This window comes from Paenibacillus sp. B1-35 (genome assembly GCF_050474385.1).
GTDB classification, from domain to species: domain Bacteria; phylum Bacillota; class Bacilli; order Paenibacillales; family Paenibacillaceae; genus Paenibacillus_B; species Paenibacillus_B alvei.
Window position 1 is genome coordinate 62698 of record NZ_JBCHVJ010000009.1, and the last position, 18743, is coordinate 81440.

An 18743-nucleotide genomic window follows, 5' to 3' on the forward strand; every position below is an offset into this window, starting at 1 on the left:
GATGCAGTAATTAGTTGAGGTGAGCAGATATAATAAAATCCCCGCGGGAGGCGCGGGGATCGTGTAGGTATTTCTCTCTCTATGTGTGTAGTATGCTTCCAGTAGATTAGTTAAATGGTGCGTCCGCAATCTTAATAGAATCTGTTGGGCAGCCGTCTGCAGCATCTTGCAGATCGTCAAACAGATCGTCTGGGATAGCGGTTACCCCTTGGTTGTTGTCACCTTCAAAAATAACTTCTGCGATACCCTCATCATCGTAGTCATAAATGTCAGGTGCAGTAGCGCCACATGCTCCACAAGCGATGCATGTGTCTTTATCAACCCAAGTATATTTTGCCATTGGTCAGTTCCCTCCTGTAATCGTACAGATCTTCTTGGTTCCTCCGTTATCAATATAATACAAACAAGCTTGGAATTCAAACGATTTCCAACTTTTTTAAATGATTTGAAAATTATTAATTACTCGTCTGATCCATGCAGTGTATCGGTTTGAAGGGAAGTACCCCGAACACGGTGATTGCGAAGCAATGTAGAAGGATTATCTCCAAGCATTCCTAACGTAACAATCGCATTTTCTCCATATTTATCTCGTATCCGATCCATCGTCTCTATCAATTGCTCTCGCTTCGGCTGACGCTCGAAATCAAACAAATCCAACTGTACGGCCGCTTCTTGCTTTGCTACTAGATTTTGGCCCGTAATCCCTAGAAGCCGAATCGGCCTGCCTGACGTCCAGTGCTTCTCATAAAGCTTCCAGGCCTCATCCAACAAGCATCCAGCATCGTCTGTGGGTCCCTGGAGTGTGCTTGACCGCGTTATCGTCTTCATATCCGGAGTACGAATAGTAAGCTGTACAGTTTGTGCCATCAGTTTTTGCTTTCGTATCCGGCGCGCCACCTGATCTGCCAAGTTCAACAAAACTCTTCTTACTTCTTCCTTCGACTCCACATCCTTCGGCAAGGTCGTCGTATGGCCGATTGATTTGTTCTGTTCACGCTCTGCTTTCACTGGCGAATCGTCGATGCCATTGGCTGCCTGCTTCATCCAATGCCCCTGTATGCCGAACAATGACACGAGCCGCCCTTCATCGGTATGCGCCAGTTCTCCAATAGTGCGTATTCCCGCGCGGGACAGCTTATCAGCAGTTTTGCGACCAATCCCGAACAACTCGCCGCACGGTTTATGCCACAATTGCTTCGACATATCCCGAATTCGCAGGATGGTAATCCCATTTGGCTTTTTCATATCAGACGCCATTTTTGCAAGCAGCTTATTCGGTGCTATGCCAACTGAGCAAGGTAAGCTCAATTCCTCTCGAATCCTCGTCTGCAGTTCATTAGCAATGTCGAGCGGTGTGCCAAATATTTTGGATCCTGTAATATCCATGTAACACTCATCGATCGAAACGACCTCAACTAGCGGGGTATAGCTGCGCGCGATTTCGATAAAGGCTCTTGAATATTTGCGATATAAATAAAAATCAGGCCGAATGACAATCAAGTGGGGACACAGCCGCATCGCCTCCTTCACATGCATTCCTGTGCGAATGCCAAGCTTGCGGGCAGCATAAGAACAAGTAACAATGATACCCTTGCGCAATTCCATGCTGCCAGCCACCGCCGTTGGCTGGCCTTGATATTTTTCAGGTTCTTCTGCTGCATGTACAGAGCAATAAAAAGCATTCATGTCGAGATGCAATATGACTCGACCCTTGGTCGGATAATATTGTTGTATGTAGTTGCGCGAAGTTTCGTTCTCATTCATAATACTGCCCCCTTCCTAACAGCTTCATTGTATTCATACAGCCTAATTAACTACGCAAGACAACGATCCCTTTATTTCTATATATTACCAAGTTATCTCGAACAATTGTTCTATTCTCTTATCAGCTTACTGATTACTACAATCCGTTGCAAGCATGAATACCAACTTCCTTTGCTAAAAAATCAAGTATACGATTATGATTTTCGACTATACAAGCAAGAAAGCAGTGCTATAATAGGGAAATAGTTATTTCCATATTCATCCTTGCATAACTTAAGGAGGTTCCTAGAATGTCAAAATTCATCTCTATCTTTGACACAACACTTCGCGATGGCACCCAAGGCGAAGGAATTAGCTTGTCCGCGGACGATAAAATCAAAATCGCGCGCAAACTTGATGCGATTGGCGTCACATACATTGAAGGCGGCATTCCGGGAAGCAACGGCAAGGATATTGAATTTTTCAAAAGAGTAGCTGCTTATTCATGGAATGCGAAACTAACGGCATTCGGCAGTACCCGACGCAAAGATTCACTCGCCGAACAGGACGCCAACCTAAATCGCATTATTGAAGCGAACGTTCCTGCTGCAACGCTTGTAGGAAAGTCATGGGACTTCCACGTCCATACCGCCCTACAAACGACGCTGGATGAAAATTTAGCCATGATCTATGATTCTATCGCCTATCTGAAGCAAGCAGGACTTGAGGTGATGCTCGACGCAGAGCATTTCTTTGACGGCTACAAAAACAACACGGAATATGCGATTGCAGTACTGCGCAAGGCGCAAGAAGCCGGCGCTGACTGGGTCGTCATGTGCGATACCAATGGAGGCACACTGCCTAACGAAATCGGTACCATCATTCGAGATGTTCGCAACCATGTGCAAGTGAAGCTTGGCATTCATACACACAACGATTGTGAGCTCGCTGTTGCGAATACACTTGCAGCGGTAGAAGCAGGCGTCACACAAGTACAAGGCACAATCAACGGATATGGTGAAAGATGCGGCAACGCCAATCTATGCTCCATCATTCCGACACTTCAATTGAAGATGGGATACTCCTGTGTTGAAGATAGCCAGCTCCAAGCGCTAACACCGGCTGCTCGATATATAAGCGAGATCGCCAACGTAGCTATGCCTGTCAATCAGCCTTATGTAGGCAACGCAGCCTTTGCACATAAGGGAGGCATCCATGTCTCTGCGATCATGAAGGATCCTCGTACCTATGAGCATATCGTCCCTGAATTGGTTGGCAACAAACAACGGATACTTGTATCTGAATTAGCAGGCCAGAGCAACGTTCTTTCAAAGGCACAGCAATTAGGGTACGAACTTGATGCTACGAAGCCTGAAACGAGAGCAATTATGGATCGAATCAAGGAGCTTGAGCATCAGGGCTATCAATTCGAAGGTGCGGACGCTTCTCTGGAGCTCTTATTGCGTCAGGCTACAGGGCAAGCCGAGGATCCTTTCACATTTGAGTCGTTTAAAATACTGGTAGAAAAATCATCACAGCAATCCGTTGTATCTGAAGCAATCGTCAAGCTGCAAATAGATGACGAGTCCATTTATATGGCCGCTGAGGGCAACGGCCCTGTGAACGCATTAGACAGTGCGCTGCGCAAAGCACTTAGTCGCCATTACCCTTCTATCGCAGACATGCATCTCACCGATTATAAAGTTCGTGTACTCGATGAGAACAATACGACAGCAGCCAAGGTACGAGTGCTGATCGAATCAACAGACTCCAACAATACGTGGAGTACAGTCGGAGTCTCCAGCAACGTTATTGAGGCCAGTTGGGAAGCACTTATCGACAGTATTCGTTACGCGTTAATAGGTCAAGAGAAGGTGGCTACGTCCACCGAGCGCAAAGAGCAGGTTGGACTCGTCAATCACTAACGTAATGCAAATATTCTTTCATAGAGATAGAGCCATGACCTCCTTGATAAGTGGTCATGGCTCTATTTACTTCAGTTCGTTATTCTGCAATGACTTGTTGAATGGCCTGTTCTAATTCAGCAGGTGGCCTGATACCATCATAACGCTGACGAATTACTCCGTTCTTATCCAGCAGTACATTCGTAGGGAAGCCAATTCCATTATACGCTTTGAACGCCTGCCCTCTACTATCCAGAAGAACCGGATTCGTTAAACCATAGGCCGCAACGAATTCCTTGGCTCCTTCTTCTGTATCGTGAGCGGTTACATTAATCGATACCATTAACAGCTTATCCTTATACTTCTCGTGCAGCTTCACCAAATCAGGCGCTTCAGCCTTGCACGGATCACACCAGGAAGCCCAAAAGTTAACAAAGATCGGCTTGTCTTGCTTCCCGCCTACCGTAATAGGTTTCAACTCAGACCCTAGCACATTCAATGAAATCGATGGCGCCAAGTCCCCAACCTGCCCGCCAATTTTGGTCGGAGCTCCATTATTGCTGACTGTAGATGTCGACTTATCTTGATTGTTCCATATCGCAATTCCAATGAGCAGCACACTCACTACAAGCAATAGTAAACTTTTTTTCATCCTATATTCTCCTTGTTCGCATCTTGTTCCGTGTTCATATTGTACCCTTTTTCCAGTAAAAATACGATTCCCTTCCGACAATCACCTTTCCTAACCTGCTCACGTATGCCAACCGAGTTATGCGGGTACAGTAACGACGAACTGACTCAAAGACTACACGAAGGAAAGGTAATGTATGTCATCACAACAATCTCGGCCACTATGGCTTGAATATGCAGCTCTGGCAACCGTCCCCCTTGTTATGGTACTGGGAAATTCCATGCTTGTCCCGATTTTGCCCGAAGTCAAGCGACATCTTGGATTGACTTCCCTTCAGACGAGCCTCATTATTACTTTGTTCTCGCTATCTGCCGCCATTATTATCCCGGTCGCAGGATATTTGTCCGACCGATTTGGGCGCAAAAAAATTATTATCCCGGGACTTATTATTTACGGAGCAGCCGGGGTATTTACCGGGCTGGGCGCACTGTGGAATTCGTACCCGCTGCTTATTAGCTCCCGGGCTATCCAAGGCTTAGGTGCTGCAGGAACTGCTCCAATTGCCATGGCTCTCGTCGGTGATTTATATAAGGAAGCAGAAGAGAGTCAAGCCATGGGACTAATTGAAGCATCGAATGGAGCCGGCAAAGTCATTAGTCCAATCCTTGGAGCCGCGCTTGCGCTGTGGACATGGACAGCCCCATTTTTTGCTTTTCCTTGCTTTTGCGCTTTGTCGCTAGTAGCGATTATTTGGCTAATCAAGGAACCTCGACGCAAGCAGGAGCCTACTCCGTTGAAAACGTACTTGCACAATGTTGCCGAAATATTCAAAAAAATGGGGCGTTGGCTAATACCCGCTTTTTTTGCAGGCTCGCTCGCCTTATTCATTTTGTTCGGCATTTTGATTTATTTATCCGATATATTAGAGGAAAAGCCATATTCCATTAAAGGTGTCGTGAAAGGTCTCGTGCTCGCGATTCCGCTGCTTGGCATTGTAACCACCGCCTTCATTACAGGTAGCTTAATTAAGAAAAACGGTATTCTCATTCGGCGTATGATGATAATCGGACTTGTCTGCATGTCACTATCACTCGGTCTTACGATCATGTTCCACAAGCAGATCGTGTGGTTCATTGCCTTAATTACGATTAGCAGCATCGGAACGGGAATGCTTCTTCCTTGCCTCAATACGATGATTACGGGAAGTGTGGAAAAAGCAGAGCGTGGGATGATAACGTCTTTGTACAGCAGTCTGCGCTTCTTCGGAGTTGCACTTGGGCCGCCACTGTTCACCTGGATGATGGAGAAGTCACATCAAATTATTTTTATTAGTGTGACGGCTTTATCTATTATTGCGCTTATACTCGTCTGCCTGTTCATTAAGCCAGATGCAAAGGTGCAATAGTGAAGATCCTATACAAATTATTTCCGACCTGGGAGCAGACAGCATCATTGTCCGCTCCTTTAATCCATTTAACCCCTAATACATAAAGGTTGTAAAAGTCATATAAATGTCATGTTTGGACTGATTATTCAGAACCATAACGTTTGACTGTATGGTTTGCTATCTAGTATCATAGATGAATAAGTGAGGTGATGACGATGGGGGCTACTAACAAGTTAATACGAATCGGAGAGCTGGCTCGCGCCGCGAATGTAAGTCAACGAACAATTGACTATTACACGACGATAGGCCTGATTGAACCGGTGAAGCGCACAAATACAAACTATCGTCTGTACAGTCATGAAACGATTGAACGAATCGAACGTATTAATCAATTAAAACAAGAAAAGTATAGTCTCGATGAAATCAAGCTTTACTTCTCGCAATTGAACAGTGTTACTGCCGAGCGTGAATTGGAAGAACGACTAACTGATTTGCAAATTCATCTGCAAAAACTAGAACGTGAAGCAAAAGAGCTTAGTCCAATGCTGGATAAGTTAAAACCAACACAAGCACAGTCATTGTTCAATCGTCTTGCTGCTCAGAGTGCAGCTTGTGTGGAGGTATTGCTCAATTTAATCGATAAGGGCAACAATCACTTTATGATGTAATACAACAATTGCCGCTAGACCGTACTCTTGATGTCTAAATGGGAGGTTTGAACATGCTATTTTTTCACCCGATGGATTTCTTGATTCTAATCGCTTTTGGATTATCAATTTGGGCGCAGTTCCGTGTTAAAGGAACCTTCCAACGATTTGCTCAAGTAAGAGCTATGAGTGGCTTGACCGGCTATGAAGCAGCACGTCGAATGCTGGATGCAAACGGCCTTCATGATGTTCCAATCGAACCGATTCAAGGTGCGCTTACCGACCATTACGATCCAATCAACCGTGTCGTACGGTTGTCAGAGCCTGTTTATTATGAAAATTCAATCTCAGCAATCTCAGTTGCCTGCCATGAAATTGGCCATGCGATTCAGCACCAGCAGTCGTATCCGATGCTCGTTCTGCGCCACCGCATGTTTCCGATAGTTAACTTTTCGTCCGGTATCGCACCATTCATGTTGATTGCAGGATTTCTTTTCCAATGGAGCAACCTGATTCTGTTAGGGATTATTTTCTTCTCTGCAGCCGTATTGTTCCAGCTTGTTACCTTGCCAGTTGAGTTCGATGCAAGTAGACGCGCACGCGATCTGATGATTGCTGAAGGGTACGTAACGAATGAGGAAGAGCGCGGTGTAGCGAAAGTACTTAATGCAGCAGCATTAACATACGTTGCAGCGGCAGCCATTTCTGTGCTGGAGCTTTTGAAGTACATTATGATATTTACAAATAATCGCAACGAATAAAAATGAATTAGCTTTCACGCACCGTAATTCAAAGAACCCCATTCCGATGCTTTCCCGCATGGATGGGGTTCTTCTGTGAACAGACTTAATCATGATAAGGTAGCAGAAGATGAAGCCTTCGTAGACTTAGCAAGCTGCTGCAAATCGTGCTGGGCAAAATATTGAAGTAAAAATGCATGAAATGTATGAGCAACTAACGGTAATTTCTCACCTGAACGATAAATGATGCCGATTGTCCTCGTTACTTCCGGGTTCACAACCCGCACTCGCGCAGGCTGCAGCTCTGAGGTATGCTGGAGGGCCATATCAGGCAACAAACTTACTCCCATGCCAGCAGCGACAAGTCCCCTTATTGTTTCTGTTTCCTCACCTTCGAAGCCAATACGCGGTGTAAAGCCAGCTTCGATACAGGCATCCCATACAATTGGCCGCAGGGAATACCCTTGACTAAACAGTACAAAAGCATCCTCCTTCAACTGAGTCAAAGAGATCTCCTCTTCAGTCGATAACGGGTGATGCGGAGGCAAAATTGCATATAATTCTTCGGTCAGTACAATTTCCCCCGTTACATGCTCACATTCCTTTGGGAATGGAGAAATGAACGCAAGATCCACTTCGCCGGAAATGACATCCCGAATAAGCGACGGATACATGCCCTGCTTGAATCGAAATTTCACATTCGGATGACGCTTACGGAATTCTGCTACAATACTCGGAATTAAATGCACGCCTAGGCTGTGAGGGAACGCAATTCGAACTTCCCCCAGCTCAGGATCCATAAACTCTTGTACTTCTTGAATCGCACGATCAAGATCCTTCAAAATCTCCTCCGCTCGCTTGCAGAACAACTGACCTACCGGTGTAAGCTGGAGGTTCCGACCCTTCTGTAGGAATAACTTAACACCAAGCTCTTCTTCCAACTGATGAATTTGCCGGCTAACGGCGGATTGCGCCACATGCAATTCTTCAGCGGCTTGCGTGACATGCTCTTTTTGCGCTACTTTCACAAAGTAGTGCAATTGCCTAAGTTCCACGACTTCTCGCTCCGTTCTGTCAATTATGCTATTTCATTTTCACTTGCAATCATGCCCTTCTATAAAAAGGGTTGATTTTACTTCCTAATCATCATATGCAAGCATCATTCAACGGATAAGCCGTAATATACCATATACTGCAAATCCTGCAGCCAATCCGCCTAAATGGGCGCTCCAGCTTATTCCTTGAATGACGAAAGATTGTACAATACCAATCCCTAATATAATTAACAATGTGCGTCGGGATGCCTCATCAAGGGTTTGGCGACGGAACAAAGCAATAAACAAATATGCACCGTATATGCCATAGATCGCACCTGAAGCCCCAACCGCAAGCGTCCCCCATTCAGACAGCCACAGCGCAGCAGCATTCCCTAACAAACCGCTGCATATATAGAGAACGGCATATTTGAACGATCCCATCATCTTTTCAAGTGGTGGTGCAAACACAAATAGGGCGAACATATTAAATAGCAAATGCTCGAATCCACCGTGAAGGAACATAGCAGAGGCCATGCGCCATGTTTCCTGAATATAGGGTGTTTCCTTATAGATCGCTCCATGCCGAAACAAATTTTCGCTATTCGTACCGCCGCTAATCAACAACACGATAAACATAATCACATTAGCGATGATAAGCAATGTGGTTATGGGGTAGCTTTTGACATAGGTCCGCCAATTTTCATACCGAATAAAAATCATTAGGTCTCCTCACTTTCATCTGCTGGCTTACATACATAGGCGTACTGTTTTGTACCCATATTATCGCATACTTGAAATCATTCTCAATTATGAAGTGAATTCATCACGAAGCGACATTGGACAACCTTATATGCAAACCGTATAATGGACAATAGGTTTACCAATTATGTGCATGATATGTAAGAAGGAGGCTACCAACCATGTCCGCAGAACGTACAGGTGTGGCAACATTAAAGGGAAATCCTATCACATTGATCGGCCCCGAACTTAAAGTAGGCGATAAAGCGCCTGAATTTCAATTGAATAAATCGCTCGTTGATGTCGTTGGACTTGAACAATTCGCTGGCAAAGTAAAGCTGATCAGTGTTATTCCGTCTATCGATACTGGTGTATGCGATGCACAAACACGTCGCTTTAACGAGGAAGCTTCCAAGTTTGGCGAACAAGCCGCAATGATTACTGTTAGTGTTGATCTTCCAATGGCACAAGCTCGCTGGTGCGGAGCAGCCGGTGTAGACAATGTCGTGATGCTGTCTGACTATAAGGACAACAACTTCGGTAAATCTTACGGTGTACTTATTAAGGAATTGCATTTGGATATGCGCTCTATCTTCGTAGTAGATGCCGATAATACGATTCGTTACGTTGAATATGTTAGCGAGATGACAGAACACCCTAATTATGAGCAAGCATTGGCAGCTGTAAAAGCGCTTCTGTAACACCACGATACCAATCAACTAGAGTAAAAGCGAGAGAAGAGTGAAGGCTCCTCTCTCGCTTCTTGATTTCATTAACGAGTATTCTATTTCCGCACGGCACCCGCTACTACCTTCGCTCCAAGTTCGTTAGCTATTCATTTTATAAGATGCCAACTTCTTGTCCAATATGGCATACAGATCGAGAATAACTCGGTAGTTCGCGCCAAAATCACCAAGTCCGCCACGAGAAGCAGAATAGATATCGATTGCAGTCTTATTTGGCCCTACATTAATAACGGAGACGGTTATATCCATCGTCCGTCCTGTCATTGTTCTCTTCTCTAGCGTAATCTCGCCTACAGAAGACACCTCATGCAGCACTTTGTACCCTTGAATTTTCTTTAGTGTGGATGTGACTTCTCCCCAAGCTTTCTCTCGGGACATTTGATAATAATGCGTTTTCAATTTAGGGTCCTTTGCACGATCGCCGCTCGATTCAAAACTGCGAACGATACCGACCAGTACACGTTTCAGTGACAAGAGTGTGTTCCTCCTTTTTCTAGACAGCCGATGCTCACTTATCTATAGTGTATCATTGTTCGTGATCGAACGAAAGAGAATTTACATAGAAAAAGAAAACACCTCCTCCCATGAAGTCATTCATGAAAGAAGGTGATTCGCTAAGAAGAAAACCCGCCTATGCCGTTCAGCTCCTATGCTTCTGAACCCGCTCTCGCAGGTGGGTGTCCGCATAAGCACATTTGACGTCCCTTCGGAGAGGGCTTGCCAGCAATGCTTAGATGTTGAACTCCCTAGAAACAAACATTGGTTCAAAACAACGTAAGCCTACACGTACATCGCAGGATGTATTGCTTATTATACTGTGTTGTTCACGCAAAGTAAACCATGCAAATTGCCTACTTATAATGGTCAAATGAAAGGCTACGATACGCAACCGTTAACTACGCTTCATTTGTTAGGAACAACATCATATCATATTTTCCTAAAGCAGTGCAAGTCTGATTGAGCTATCGTGTAAAGGAATTATCTTCCGATTGTTGTTCGCCCGATTTCCCAGATTCCGATGCTTCAACTTTATCTTTGACTTCTGCTTCTTCTCCGTCACCCTCTTGGGCGGCTACCATACGCTGGTACTTGTCCTGAATTTTTTGGAATGCGTTATTGAAATTGAAATAAGATAAGTATGCGATTAATGAACCTGAGAAGAAGAACAATAGAACCGGCCACTTCGTTAAGCTAAAGTATAAGATAATGCAGCTTAACACAATTGTAACTACACTGCTAACTGGAGTAAAAATCGTCAACAGTACGCTGTTCTTCATAATATGTGTTGTCTTCGCTTGCAAATGAGCCACCATAGAGAAAAAGTTGAACAAAGAAACAAACAACAAAATCAGCAAGCCGAGCATCGCGTATCCGATGAATTGCATCGACTTCAATTCTGTCATATACACGTAGTAGTCGATATACATAATGGCGAACAGCAGCGTGTAAAAGATTCCACCTACCATCGCCTGCTTATAATTGTCTTTGTAGGATTTGAAGAATGTGCGCAGCAGTTTGACATCTGTATCCCCCATAATCCATTTTCGCGTTACGGAGAACATCGCGGCTGTCGCTGGGAACAATGTAAACGGTGCCACAAGTCCCATTGCCCAATTCATCGTAATGGATTCATTTACAAAGTTCTGTTGATCGACTAGTAATTTCACGAACAAAAAGATAAAAAAAGGCGACGAACAGATCAGCCATAATATGTTCGTAACCGAAAAACGCATTATCCATTCTGAAATGCGATAAAAGCCGCCCATAATCCCTCGAAATTCCAAAGGTCATTCCTCCTCATCATCCTGTCTCTTCTACTATAATACAAATTGCCACCTTAGTGCCAGTGCCTATTTTGGCGCGGATTAGGTTGGTGTCCACAGCGATATAAGGTTTTTCGCATAGGATATTAACGTGACAACACCAAACAATGCAGCGTTAAAGGAGGTCCCTGTATGGGTCAATTAGGTTTCGGAGGTAGCTGTGGTGGATTTGGATTTACATCCACAGGAGTGATTCTTGTCTTGTTCATTTTGTTAGTTATTGTTGGTCGTGCTTGGATCTAACCTTTTGGTATAGAAAGCCATCCTCACCCCTGAATTGTCTATGTACAAGCAAAAAGAGACCGCTCCATTCGGGGCGGTCTCTACGATCAACGAAACACATTCACCATTCCATTCATTGCCTTACCTATTCGTCGCGCTTGTTACGGTTTTCCTCATTGTTAAAGCGTCTTGGGCGGCGATCTCCACCACTGTAGTTACGCTCACGGGAATCGCTGCGTCCAGAGCGCTCACCGCGTCCGTCACGATTGTAACCGCCACGGTTGCCATCTCGGCCACCATCGCGTCCGCCACGATAGTCGCGTCCGCCACCGGAACGTCCATTGCGGTTGTAAGGCGCAGACATCTTGCGTCCGCTGGAACGAAGATCCGGCTTGCGACGCTTCACGCGGATTGGATCTTCCGGTGTCAAGGAAATCGCTACATCCTTCTTATCGCCTGTCAGCATCTTGAATGCTGCAGACAACAATTGTACGGAGTCATACTGCTCCAACAATTCGATGGAGATGCTTTTGTACTCATTCAGTTCTCCATCCTTGAGTACATCAAGAATGCGATCTGCAATGATGCGCTGCTTTCCTTCAATCGCTTCTGCAAGGCTAGGAATCGGCTTGCGAGGAATGCGATGACGAGTAACGCGCTCGATGAAGTGCAAATGATCAATCTCACGAGGCGTTACAAAGGACCATGCACTACCCTCTTTACCTGCACGGCCAGTACGACCAATGCGGTGTACATAAGATTCCGGATCTTGCGGCAAATCAAAGTTAATAACATGTGTTACACCTGATACGTCCAATCCGCGCGCAGCTACGTCAGTTGCAACGAGAACATCAATGCTGCCATCGCGGAACTTGCGCATAACTGTATCACGTTGATTCTGGGACAAATCACCATGCAGCCCGTCAGCAGAATATCCACGTTTTTGCAATGCTTCAGACAATTCATCTACACGACGCTTCGTACGTCCAAATACGATAGCAAGCTCTGGAGATTCCATGTCTAGCAAGCGGCTTAATGCGTCGAATTTCACACGCTCAGGGACTTCAATGTATGCTTGATCAATGAGTGGTGCACTCACATGTTTAGGCATTACCGATACATGTTCTGGCTCGCGCAGAAATTGATTAGCAAGCTTTTGGATGTTCGGTGGCATTGTTGCGGAGAAAAGCATGGTTTGGCGTTGTTCAGGTACGAGGCTCAAAATGGAAGTAATATCTTCCATGAAGCCCATGTCAAGCATTTCATCTGCTTCATCCAATACAACGGTTGCTACATCATCAAGACGAATTGTCTTGCGGTTGATGTGATCAAGCAAACGACCGGGTGTACCGATAATAATTTGCGGATGTTTTTTCAAAGCACGAATTTGTCGTCCAATATCTTGTCCGCCATAAATCGGCAATGAACGCACACCCTTGAAGCGAGTCAATTTGCCGATTTCATCAGCAACCTGAATCGCCAATTCGCGAGTTGGTGTCATAATCAAAGCTTTTACACGTTCTTCAGTTGGATCAATCTTCGAGATCAACGGGATACCGAAAGCAGCCGTCTTCCCCGTACCCGTCTGCGCTTGTCCGATAAGGTCTCGTCCGGTCATCGCTACAGGTATCGCTTTCTCTTGGATTGGAGTCGATTCTTCAAACCCTAATTCCGTAATCGCCTGAAGCACTTTCGGCTCCAAGCCAAATTCTGCAAATGTCTTCAAAATATTCATACTCCTTCATTGTGGACAATCCACAGCCTTATCTGTATTCTTAAGTAGCGCGACAATGGTGACGAATGGCACTTTCAGTCAACCGTCTTCTCATATACAATGCGGAGGGACACTCTTATTGTGTAGCGTGAGCTCCGCGTCAAATTCATGTACATCGTTGGTAACTAAAGCCTACTCAAGAATATCCAGCATATTATAACACATAAATATTGAAGAATACCAGATGCGAACTAACTTATACTACGTTTTGAGGTGACATTGCTTGAAACGCATATTGGATATTATCTTGTTAATTGCCGGGGCAGCGCTCATCGCTGCATCATTCAATTTGTTCTTAATGCCCCACCATTTGCTTAGTGGCGGCGTATCTGGATTGTCGCTCGTTACAAATTATTTAACGAAGTGGAATCCGAGCTTTTTGTATTTCGCCTATAATTTACCGCTTATCATATGGGGCTGGTTCGTCCTTGGCAAGCGCTTTATCAGTTACAGTTTGATAAGTGTTGTCGCGACAACCTACTTCATTTCTATATTTCCGGTAAAAGCTGTTGCCAACGAACCGCTTTTATCCGCGGTCTTTGGGGGAACATTAGTCGGAATAGGAAGTGGAATATCACTACGAGTAGGCGGCTCATCAGGTGGATTCGACATTATCGGTTCTATTGTAACCAGATATCGCGATTTCTCAATTTCGAACATTTTGGTTGGAATGAACGCAACTGTAATCGTAACTCATGGATATTTATCGAATGGATGGGAACTGGCACTTTACTCCATGGTCTCTATTTTCACAACCGGAAAAGTGATTGGAACCATCTATATTAACCACTATAAGGTAACGGTATTCATAATTACGCGAAATAAAGAGGCTCTGATCAACAAGCTGCTGTCCTTGCCGCACGGAGTTACCGTCATTAAAACCACAGGTGCATTTACGGATATTGAGAAGGATATGCTAATGACAGTGACCACACGCTATGAATTGACGGAATTGAAACGGGTTATACGCGAAAATGACCCAAAGGCTTTTGTTAATATTGTTGAAACTGTCGGGGTCATTGGCAATTTCCGAAGGCCAAAGAATAGATAGGCTATTGAGTTACCAGCTGTACAAGCCGTACATATGCATATGAATCGTTGTCAGCAATACAACAAAGCCCGTCCGCGTAAATGGACGGGCTTTGTTGTGCGATGCGAATGAGAGCAAACACGATGCAGAGCCTTACTTTCCAGCTTCCTGCTTATACTTTTTGACTTCAGATGGAGAGGCATATACATAATGTTCTGGCATAATTTCAACCAAGCTTGGATTCTCTGCACTATAATTATGTACGCCTGGATTATAATAGATTCGTTTGCGATTCCGTTCGTGATGAGGGTCTGGATGCGGAATGGCAGAAAGCAAAGACTTCGTATAAGGATGAATTGGCTGTCGATATAAATCATCTGCCTTGGCCAACTCCACAATCTTGCCATTGTACATCACGCCAATCCGGTCAGAGAAATATTTAACGACGGACAGATCATGTGCAATGAATAGAATCGTAAGTCCAAGCTTCTTACGAAGCCGATTGAGCAAATTCAATACCTGCGCCTGAATCGATACATCGAGTGCGGATATTGGCTCATCTGCAATTACCAGATCAGGGCTTGTAATTAACGCACGAGCAATTCCGATGCGCTGCCGCTGTCCTCCTGAGAATTCATGCGGATATCGACTTGCATGCTCCCGGGTCAATCCAACTGTCTCTAGGATGTCATAGACCATATCTACACTTTCCTGCTCACTGCGGCAAAGCTTATTAATTTTTAAGCCCTCCGCAATTATTTCCTTCACGGTCATTCGAGGATTCAGTGATGCGATTGGATCTTGAAAAATCATTTGCATGCCGCGCGTCACTTCTTTTCTGAGCTCCTTGGTCAAGGCTCCTGAAATGAGCGTGCCATTAAAATAAATTTCTCCGTCCGTTGGCTCATACAGACGGATAATCGTTCTGCCCGTTGTTGTCTTGCCGCAGCCGGATTCACCTACAAGCCCAAACGTTTCGCCGCGATACACCGTAAAACTAATGTCATCGACTGCTTTGACCACCGTTTTCTTTCTGCCAAAACCGCTGCTGAAATATTGCTTTAAATGCTTAACTTCCAACACCGGATCGCGAGTGATTACATTCGTCATCTTATCGCACCAGCCTTTCCGTTTGCTGCTCAATTCGTCTCTTCAATACATCCGGAAGCTCCACCTTCGGTGCATTCGGATGGAGAAGCCACGTCGCGGCATAATGCGTGTCGCTTATTCTGTACATGGGCGGCTCTTCTTCAAAGTCAATATTCATCGCATATCGGTTGCGCGGAGCAAAGGCGTCTCCTTTGGGCGGATGCAGCATATTAGGAGGCGTGCCCGGTATAACGAGCAATTCGTCGGATGCGCTCGTCCCCAGATCGGGCATGGACACAAGCAAGCTCCAAGTATAAGGATGCTTCGGGTTGTAGAAAATCTCGTCCACCGTTCCATGCTCGACGATTTTGCCCGCATACATCACGGCCACACGATCCGCAACGTTAGCCACCACCCCAAGATCGTGCGTAATGAATATGACGGACAACTGCCGTTCCTTCTGGATCTCCTTAATCAAATCGAGAATCTGCGCCTGAATCGTAACATCAAGCGCCGTCGTCGGCTCATCGCATATCAATACCTCCGGGTCGCATGCAAGGGCAATCGCGATAACGATACGCTGACGCATTCCTCCTGAGAACTGGAACGGATATTGATGGAATCGCTTCTCCGCATTCGGAATGCCTACAGCCTCCATCAGCTCCAGCGCCTTGGCTTTGGCATCCGCTTTGCTTAGCTGCTGTGCACGAAGTGCCTCCATAATCTGTTTGCCGATCTTCATAACCGGATTTAGAGAAGAGAGCGGATCCTGAAAAATCATGGAAATTTTAGAGCCCCGGATTTCCGTATATTGCTTCTCTGTATACTTCGTCACATCTTGCCCATGATACTTGATACTGCCGCGTTCGATAACAGCATTCTTTGATAAAATCCCGACAATCGCTTTGTTCGTTACGGATTTTCCCGAGCCTGATTCACCGACGATAGCCAGTGTCTCGCCTTTGCGTAATTCAAAGTCGACCCCGCGGACAGCCTGCACCTTTCCCGCAAATGTATTGAATGAGATATGCAGATCATTTACTTGAAGAATCATATCGTTGTGTGTCGTCATCCTAACTCCCCCCGCTATTCGCTATTATTCTTGGCCTCTTAAAGTCGGATCGAATGCATCCCGCAAGCCGTTTCCGAACATATTGAACGACAACATTAAGATCGAAATGATAATTGCAGGAAATAGCGTTAGGTGAGGATGTTCGAGCAACACCTTCTGACCTTCCGACAGCAAGACGCCGATGGAGGGTTCAGGGGCTGCGATGCCGAGTCCCAAATAAGAAAGAAATGATTCCGTAAAAATAGCACCTGGAATTGCGAGCGTCGCTTGTGTAATGATCGGACCGATTGCGTTCGGCATAATGTGCCGGAATATCAAGAGACGATCCCGCGCTCCCATCGTACGGGATGCCAATACATATTCTTGACCTTTATATTTATAGAATTGTGCCCGAATCATGCGGCTCATGCCAATCCAGCCCGTAACAACCATCGCTAATATAAACGGCGTTATGCCTGCACCCATGAGCATAACAAACAGGATTACGACGACTAAGCCAGGTACACCGCTCAATATCTCTATAATTCGCTGCATGATCATATCGACCGCACCGCCATAGTAACCGGAGATCGAACCATACGTGACGCCAACCAGCATATTAATGAGTACAGCCATAAATCCTATTAAGAGAGAGATGCGGGTACCTTTCCACAAACGCGTCCATTGATCGCGCCCCAATGCATCAGTGCCCATCCAGAAATATTTATCCTTCGCCTCTTTTAACTGATAAATATCTACTTTGGCCTGTACCATCGGAATTTTATTACCGCGGTAATCAAGTTCGTATTCTTTAAGCACTTTCACGATCGAACCTTTATATTTTTCTTCCATACTCGTTTTTTTCACGTCCATAACTTTCGTTCCATCCCATATTCCCAGCTTCTCCAGCACCGGGACGCGCGGGGGCAGCAAGCTCCATTCTATATGCTGTTCCCGATAGGAATAAGAACTGATCATCGGAGCAATTATAGCAAGCAGTACGATAATGCCAATCACAATTGCCGCTATGGTGGAAGCTTTATTCCGGCGGAATCGCAGCATCGCATCCTGTAGAAATCCAATCGCCTTTCCTTCAAATTTCTCATCCGCGATTGGCTTGTCCAGTTGGACGAATTCGAATGGGTTCCGCTCCGTGTTGTTATCTGTATTCCGGCTTATCTTCATTATTTCTTCCCTCCCATTCGAATGCGCGGGTCAATAATTCCGTATGATAAATCCACGATCAGAATACTGATTAAAGCAATTAAAGAATAGAAGAACATGACGGCAATCGTAAGCGGATGATCCAATGAGTTAATGGAGTTCACAGACAGAGAGCCAAGCCCAGGCACACTGAAAATATTCTCGATTACGATCGCTCCCGACAATATGGAAAAAATCATCGGAATAATAATATTCGAGAGCGGAATGAACGAATTGCGAATCGCGTGGCGCACGGTGGCCTGCATATGCGATAGGCCCTTCATTCTTGCCAACAGCATATAATCAGAATTAATTGTTTCGCATAATTCAGCCCGCAAATACCGTGTTATAATCGCAATTTCGCCAAAGGACAACGCCAGCACCGGCAAAATCATGGATTTAAACTTGTCCCAGGTAATCCCTTGATCCGTCGATAGCAAGATCGGCAGCAAATCCCACTTGTAAGCCACTACATATTGCAATAATGCTGCAAATACGAAGGAAGGAACGGATATGAACAGCACGACCATCATGTTGATCCCGTGATCGGTCATCGTATTCTTTTTCAATGCTGCTATAATTCCGCACATAATACCTATTGGCAGCGTAAATAGAAGCGCCATAACATTTAACTGGATCGTGATTGGAAGTTTTTCCTTAATAATATTGAATACTGGTACTTTCGGCTGCACTTTAAGCGAATCCCCGAATTCAAATGTCAGGAAATCCCCTAGGAAATATCCATATTGGACAATGAGCGGCTTGTCCAAATGATATTTGGCTTCGATCCGTTCCCGAACGTCCGTAGGCAGCAGCGGATCATTTACGATGCTGCCAGGCATGGCATGAATTAAAAAAAACAATAGGCTAATGATCAGAAATAGAGTAATAGCCATGGCAATCAGTCTTTGCGATATGTATCGTAACATAAGCCTGGGACTCCTTTTCCGCAAGGTAGGAGACCTTGCGTTACCACAA

Annotated in this window: 19 protein-coding genes and 1 other RNA gene; 7 read left to right on the plus strand and 13 right to left on the minus strand. The window is 45.1% G+C overall.

What is annotated here, in order from left to right:
- Positions 1-106: 106 nt before the first annotated feature.
- Together ACQ5BJ_RS24055 and ACQ5BJ_RS24060 are read right to left on the minus strand one after the other, a co-directional pair.
- Entirely contained in the window at positions 107-340 is a 234-nt protein-coding gene (locus ACQ5BJ_RS24055; protein WP_005546103.1) for a ferredoxin, read from the minus strand.
- Between the two features lie 119 nt (positions 341-459).
- Positions 460-1764: a DNA polymerase IV gene (locus ACQ5BJ_RS24060; RefSeq protein ID WP_430112725.1), complete on the minus strand. Its 1305-nt coding sequence runs from the start codon at positions 1762-1764 to the stop codon at positions 460-462.
- 290 nt (positions 1765-2054) lie between these two features.
- Here ACQ5BJ_RS24060 and cimA point away from each other — a divergent pair, with 290 nt between their 5' ends.
- Positions 2055-3668, plus strand: a complete 1614-nt coding sequence (gene cimA / locus ACQ5BJ_RS24065) for a citramalate synthase (protein WP_430112727.1) — start codon at positions 2055-2057, stop codon at positions 3666-3668.
- A gap of 79 nt (positions 3669-3747) precedes the next feature.
- On the opposite strand, the gene ACQ5BJ_RS24070 is transcribed toward cimA, so the two are convergent.
- Positions 3748-4299, minus strand: a complete 552-nt coding sequence (locus ACQ5BJ_RS24070; protein WP_005546097.1) for a TlpA family protein disulfide reductase — start codon at positions 4297-4299, stop codon at positions 3748-3750.
- A gap of 175 nt (positions 4300-4474) precedes the next feature.
- Between ACQ5BJ_RS24070 and ACQ5BJ_RS24075 the strand changes: the two genes are divergently transcribed.
- The 3 genes from ACQ5BJ_RS24075 to ACQ5BJ_RS24085 all read left to right on the plus strand — a co-directional run bounded on the left by ACQ5BJ_RS24075 (position 4475) and on the right by ACQ5BJ_RS24085 (position 7073).
- Complete coding sequence (locus tag ACQ5BJ_RS24075) at positions 4475-5683, plus strand: MFS transporter (RefSeq protein WP_005546095.1); 1209 nt, start codon at positions 4475-4477, stop codon at positions 5681-5683.
- 197 nt (positions 5684-5880) lie between these two features.
- Complete coding sequence (locus ACQ5BJ_RS24080) at positions 5881-6333, plus strand: MerR family transcriptional regulator (protein ID WP_005546094.1); 453 nt, start codon at positions 5881-5883, stop codon at positions 6331-6333.
- 53 nt (positions 6334-6386) lie between these two features.
- Complete coding sequence (locus ACQ5BJ_RS24085) at positions 6387-7073, plus strand: zinc metallopeptidase (RefSeq protein ID WP_005546092.1); 687 nt, start codon at positions 6387-6389, stop codon at positions 7071-7073.
- 89 nt (positions 7074-7162) lie between these two features.
- On the opposite strand, the gene ACQ5BJ_RS24090 is transcribed toward ACQ5BJ_RS24085, so the two are convergent.
- Together ACQ5BJ_RS24090 and ACQ5BJ_RS24095 are read right to left on the minus strand one after the other, a co-directional pair.
- Entirely contained in the window at positions 7163-8107 is a 945-nt protein-coding gene (locus ACQ5BJ_RS24090) for a LysR family transcriptional regulator (protein ID WP_005546090.1), read from the minus strand.
- A 108-nt stretch (positions 8108-8215) separates the two neighbouring features.
- Positions 8216-8809 (minus strand): rhomboid family intramembrane serine protease, encoded by a 594-nt coding sequence (locus tag ACQ5BJ_RS24095; RefSeq protein WP_268598830.1) that lies wholly within the window; start codon positions 8807-8809, stop codon positions 8216-8218.
- A 200-nt stretch (positions 8810-9009) separates the two neighbouring features.
- Between ACQ5BJ_RS24095 and tpx the strand changes: the two genes are divergently transcribed.
- Positions 9010-9528, plus strand: coding sequence for a thiol peroxidase (tpx, locus tag ACQ5BJ_RS24100; RefSeq protein WP_005546087.1), 519 nt, complete (start codon positions 9010-9012; stop codon positions 9526-9528).
- A gap of 126 nt (positions 9529-9654) precedes the next feature.
- Here the strand turns inward: tpx and ACQ5BJ_RS24105 are convergent, their stop codons facing one another.
- The 3 genes from ACQ5BJ_RS24105 to ACQ5BJ_RS24115 all read right to left on the minus strand — a co-directional run bounded on the left by ACQ5BJ_RS24105 (position 9655) and on the right by ACQ5BJ_RS24115 (position 11357).
- Positions 9655-10047: a DUF1499 domain-containing protein gene (locus ACQ5BJ_RS24105; protein ID WP_005546086.1), complete on the minus strand. Its 393-nt coding sequence runs from the start codon at positions 10045-10047 to the stop codon at positions 9655-9657.
- Positions 10048-10193: 146 nt separating this feature from the next.
- Positions 10194-10376, minus strand: a non-coding RNA gene (gene ssrS / locus ACQ5BJ_RS24110) — 6S RNA.
- Positions 10377-10535: 159 nt separating this feature from the next.
- Complete coding sequence (locus ACQ5BJ_RS24115; protein WP_262866558.1) at positions 10536-11357, minus strand: YesL family protein; 822 nt, start codon at positions 11355-11357, stop codon at positions 10536-10538.
- A 171-nt stretch (positions 11358-11528) separates the two neighbouring features.
- Here ACQ5BJ_RS24115 and ACQ5BJ_RS24120 point away from each other — a divergent pair, with 171 nt between their 5' ends.
- Positions 11529-11639 carry a YjcZ family sporulation protein gene (locus ACQ5BJ_RS24120; protein ID WP_005546083.1) on the plus strand — a complete coding sequence of 37 codons (111 nt, stop codon included), beginning with the start codon at positions 11529-11531 and terminating at the stop codon, positions 11637-11639.
- 124 nt (positions 11640-11763) lie between these two features.
- Here ACQ5BJ_RS24120 and ACQ5BJ_RS24125 read toward each other — a convergent pair whose 3' ends face one another.
- Positions 11764-13344 carry a DEAD/DEAH box helicase gene (locus tag ACQ5BJ_RS24125; protein WP_005546081.1) on the minus strand — a complete coding sequence of 527 codons (1581 nt, stop codon included), beginning with the start codon at positions 13342-13344 and terminating at the stop codon, positions 11764-11766.
- A 271-nt stretch (positions 13345-13615) separates the two neighbouring features.
- Between ACQ5BJ_RS24125 and ACQ5BJ_RS24130 the strand changes: the two genes are divergently transcribed.
- Positions 13616-14443, plus strand: coding sequence for a YitT family protein (locus tag ACQ5BJ_RS24130; RefSeq protein ID WP_005546080.1), 828 nt, complete (start codon positions 13616-13618; stop codon positions 14441-14443).
- Positions 14444-14575: 132 nt separating this feature from the next.
- Here the strand turns inward: ACQ5BJ_RS24130 and ACQ5BJ_RS24135 are convergent, their stop codons facing one another.
- Genes ACQ5BJ_RS24135 through ACQ5BJ_RS24150 form a run of 4 tightly spaced genes read right to left on the minus strand, consistent with a single transcriptional unit; the run spans position 14576 to position 18694 of the window.
- Positions 14576-15532: an ABC transporter ATP-binding protein gene (locus ACQ5BJ_RS24135; protein ID WP_005546078.1), complete on the minus strand. Its 957-nt coding sequence runs from the start codon at positions 15530-15532 to the stop codon at positions 14576-14578.
- Position 15533: 1 nt separating this feature from the next.
- Entirely contained in the window at positions 15534-16583 is a 1050-nt protein-coding gene (locus ACQ5BJ_RS24140; RefSeq protein ID WP_197266510.1) for an ABC transporter ATP-binding protein, read from the minus strand.
- A 24-nt stretch (positions 16584-16607) separates the two neighbouring features.
- The gene (locus ACQ5BJ_RS24145) at positions 16608-17747 is read right to left on the minus strand and encodes an ABC transporter permease (protein WP_430112734.1); all 1140 of its coding nucleotides are present in this window, start codon (positions 17745-17747) and stop codon (positions 16608-16610) included.
- Positions 17747-18694 carry an ABC transporter permease gene (locus ACQ5BJ_RS24150; protein WP_262866557.1) on the minus strand — a complete coding sequence of 316 codons (948 nt, stop codon included), beginning with the start codon at positions 18692-18694 and terminating at the stop codon, positions 17747-17749. Before ACQ5BJ_RS24150 ends, ACQ5BJ_RS24145 begins: the two co-directional genes overlap by 1 nt.
- Positions 18695-18743: the final 49 nt, after the last annotated feature.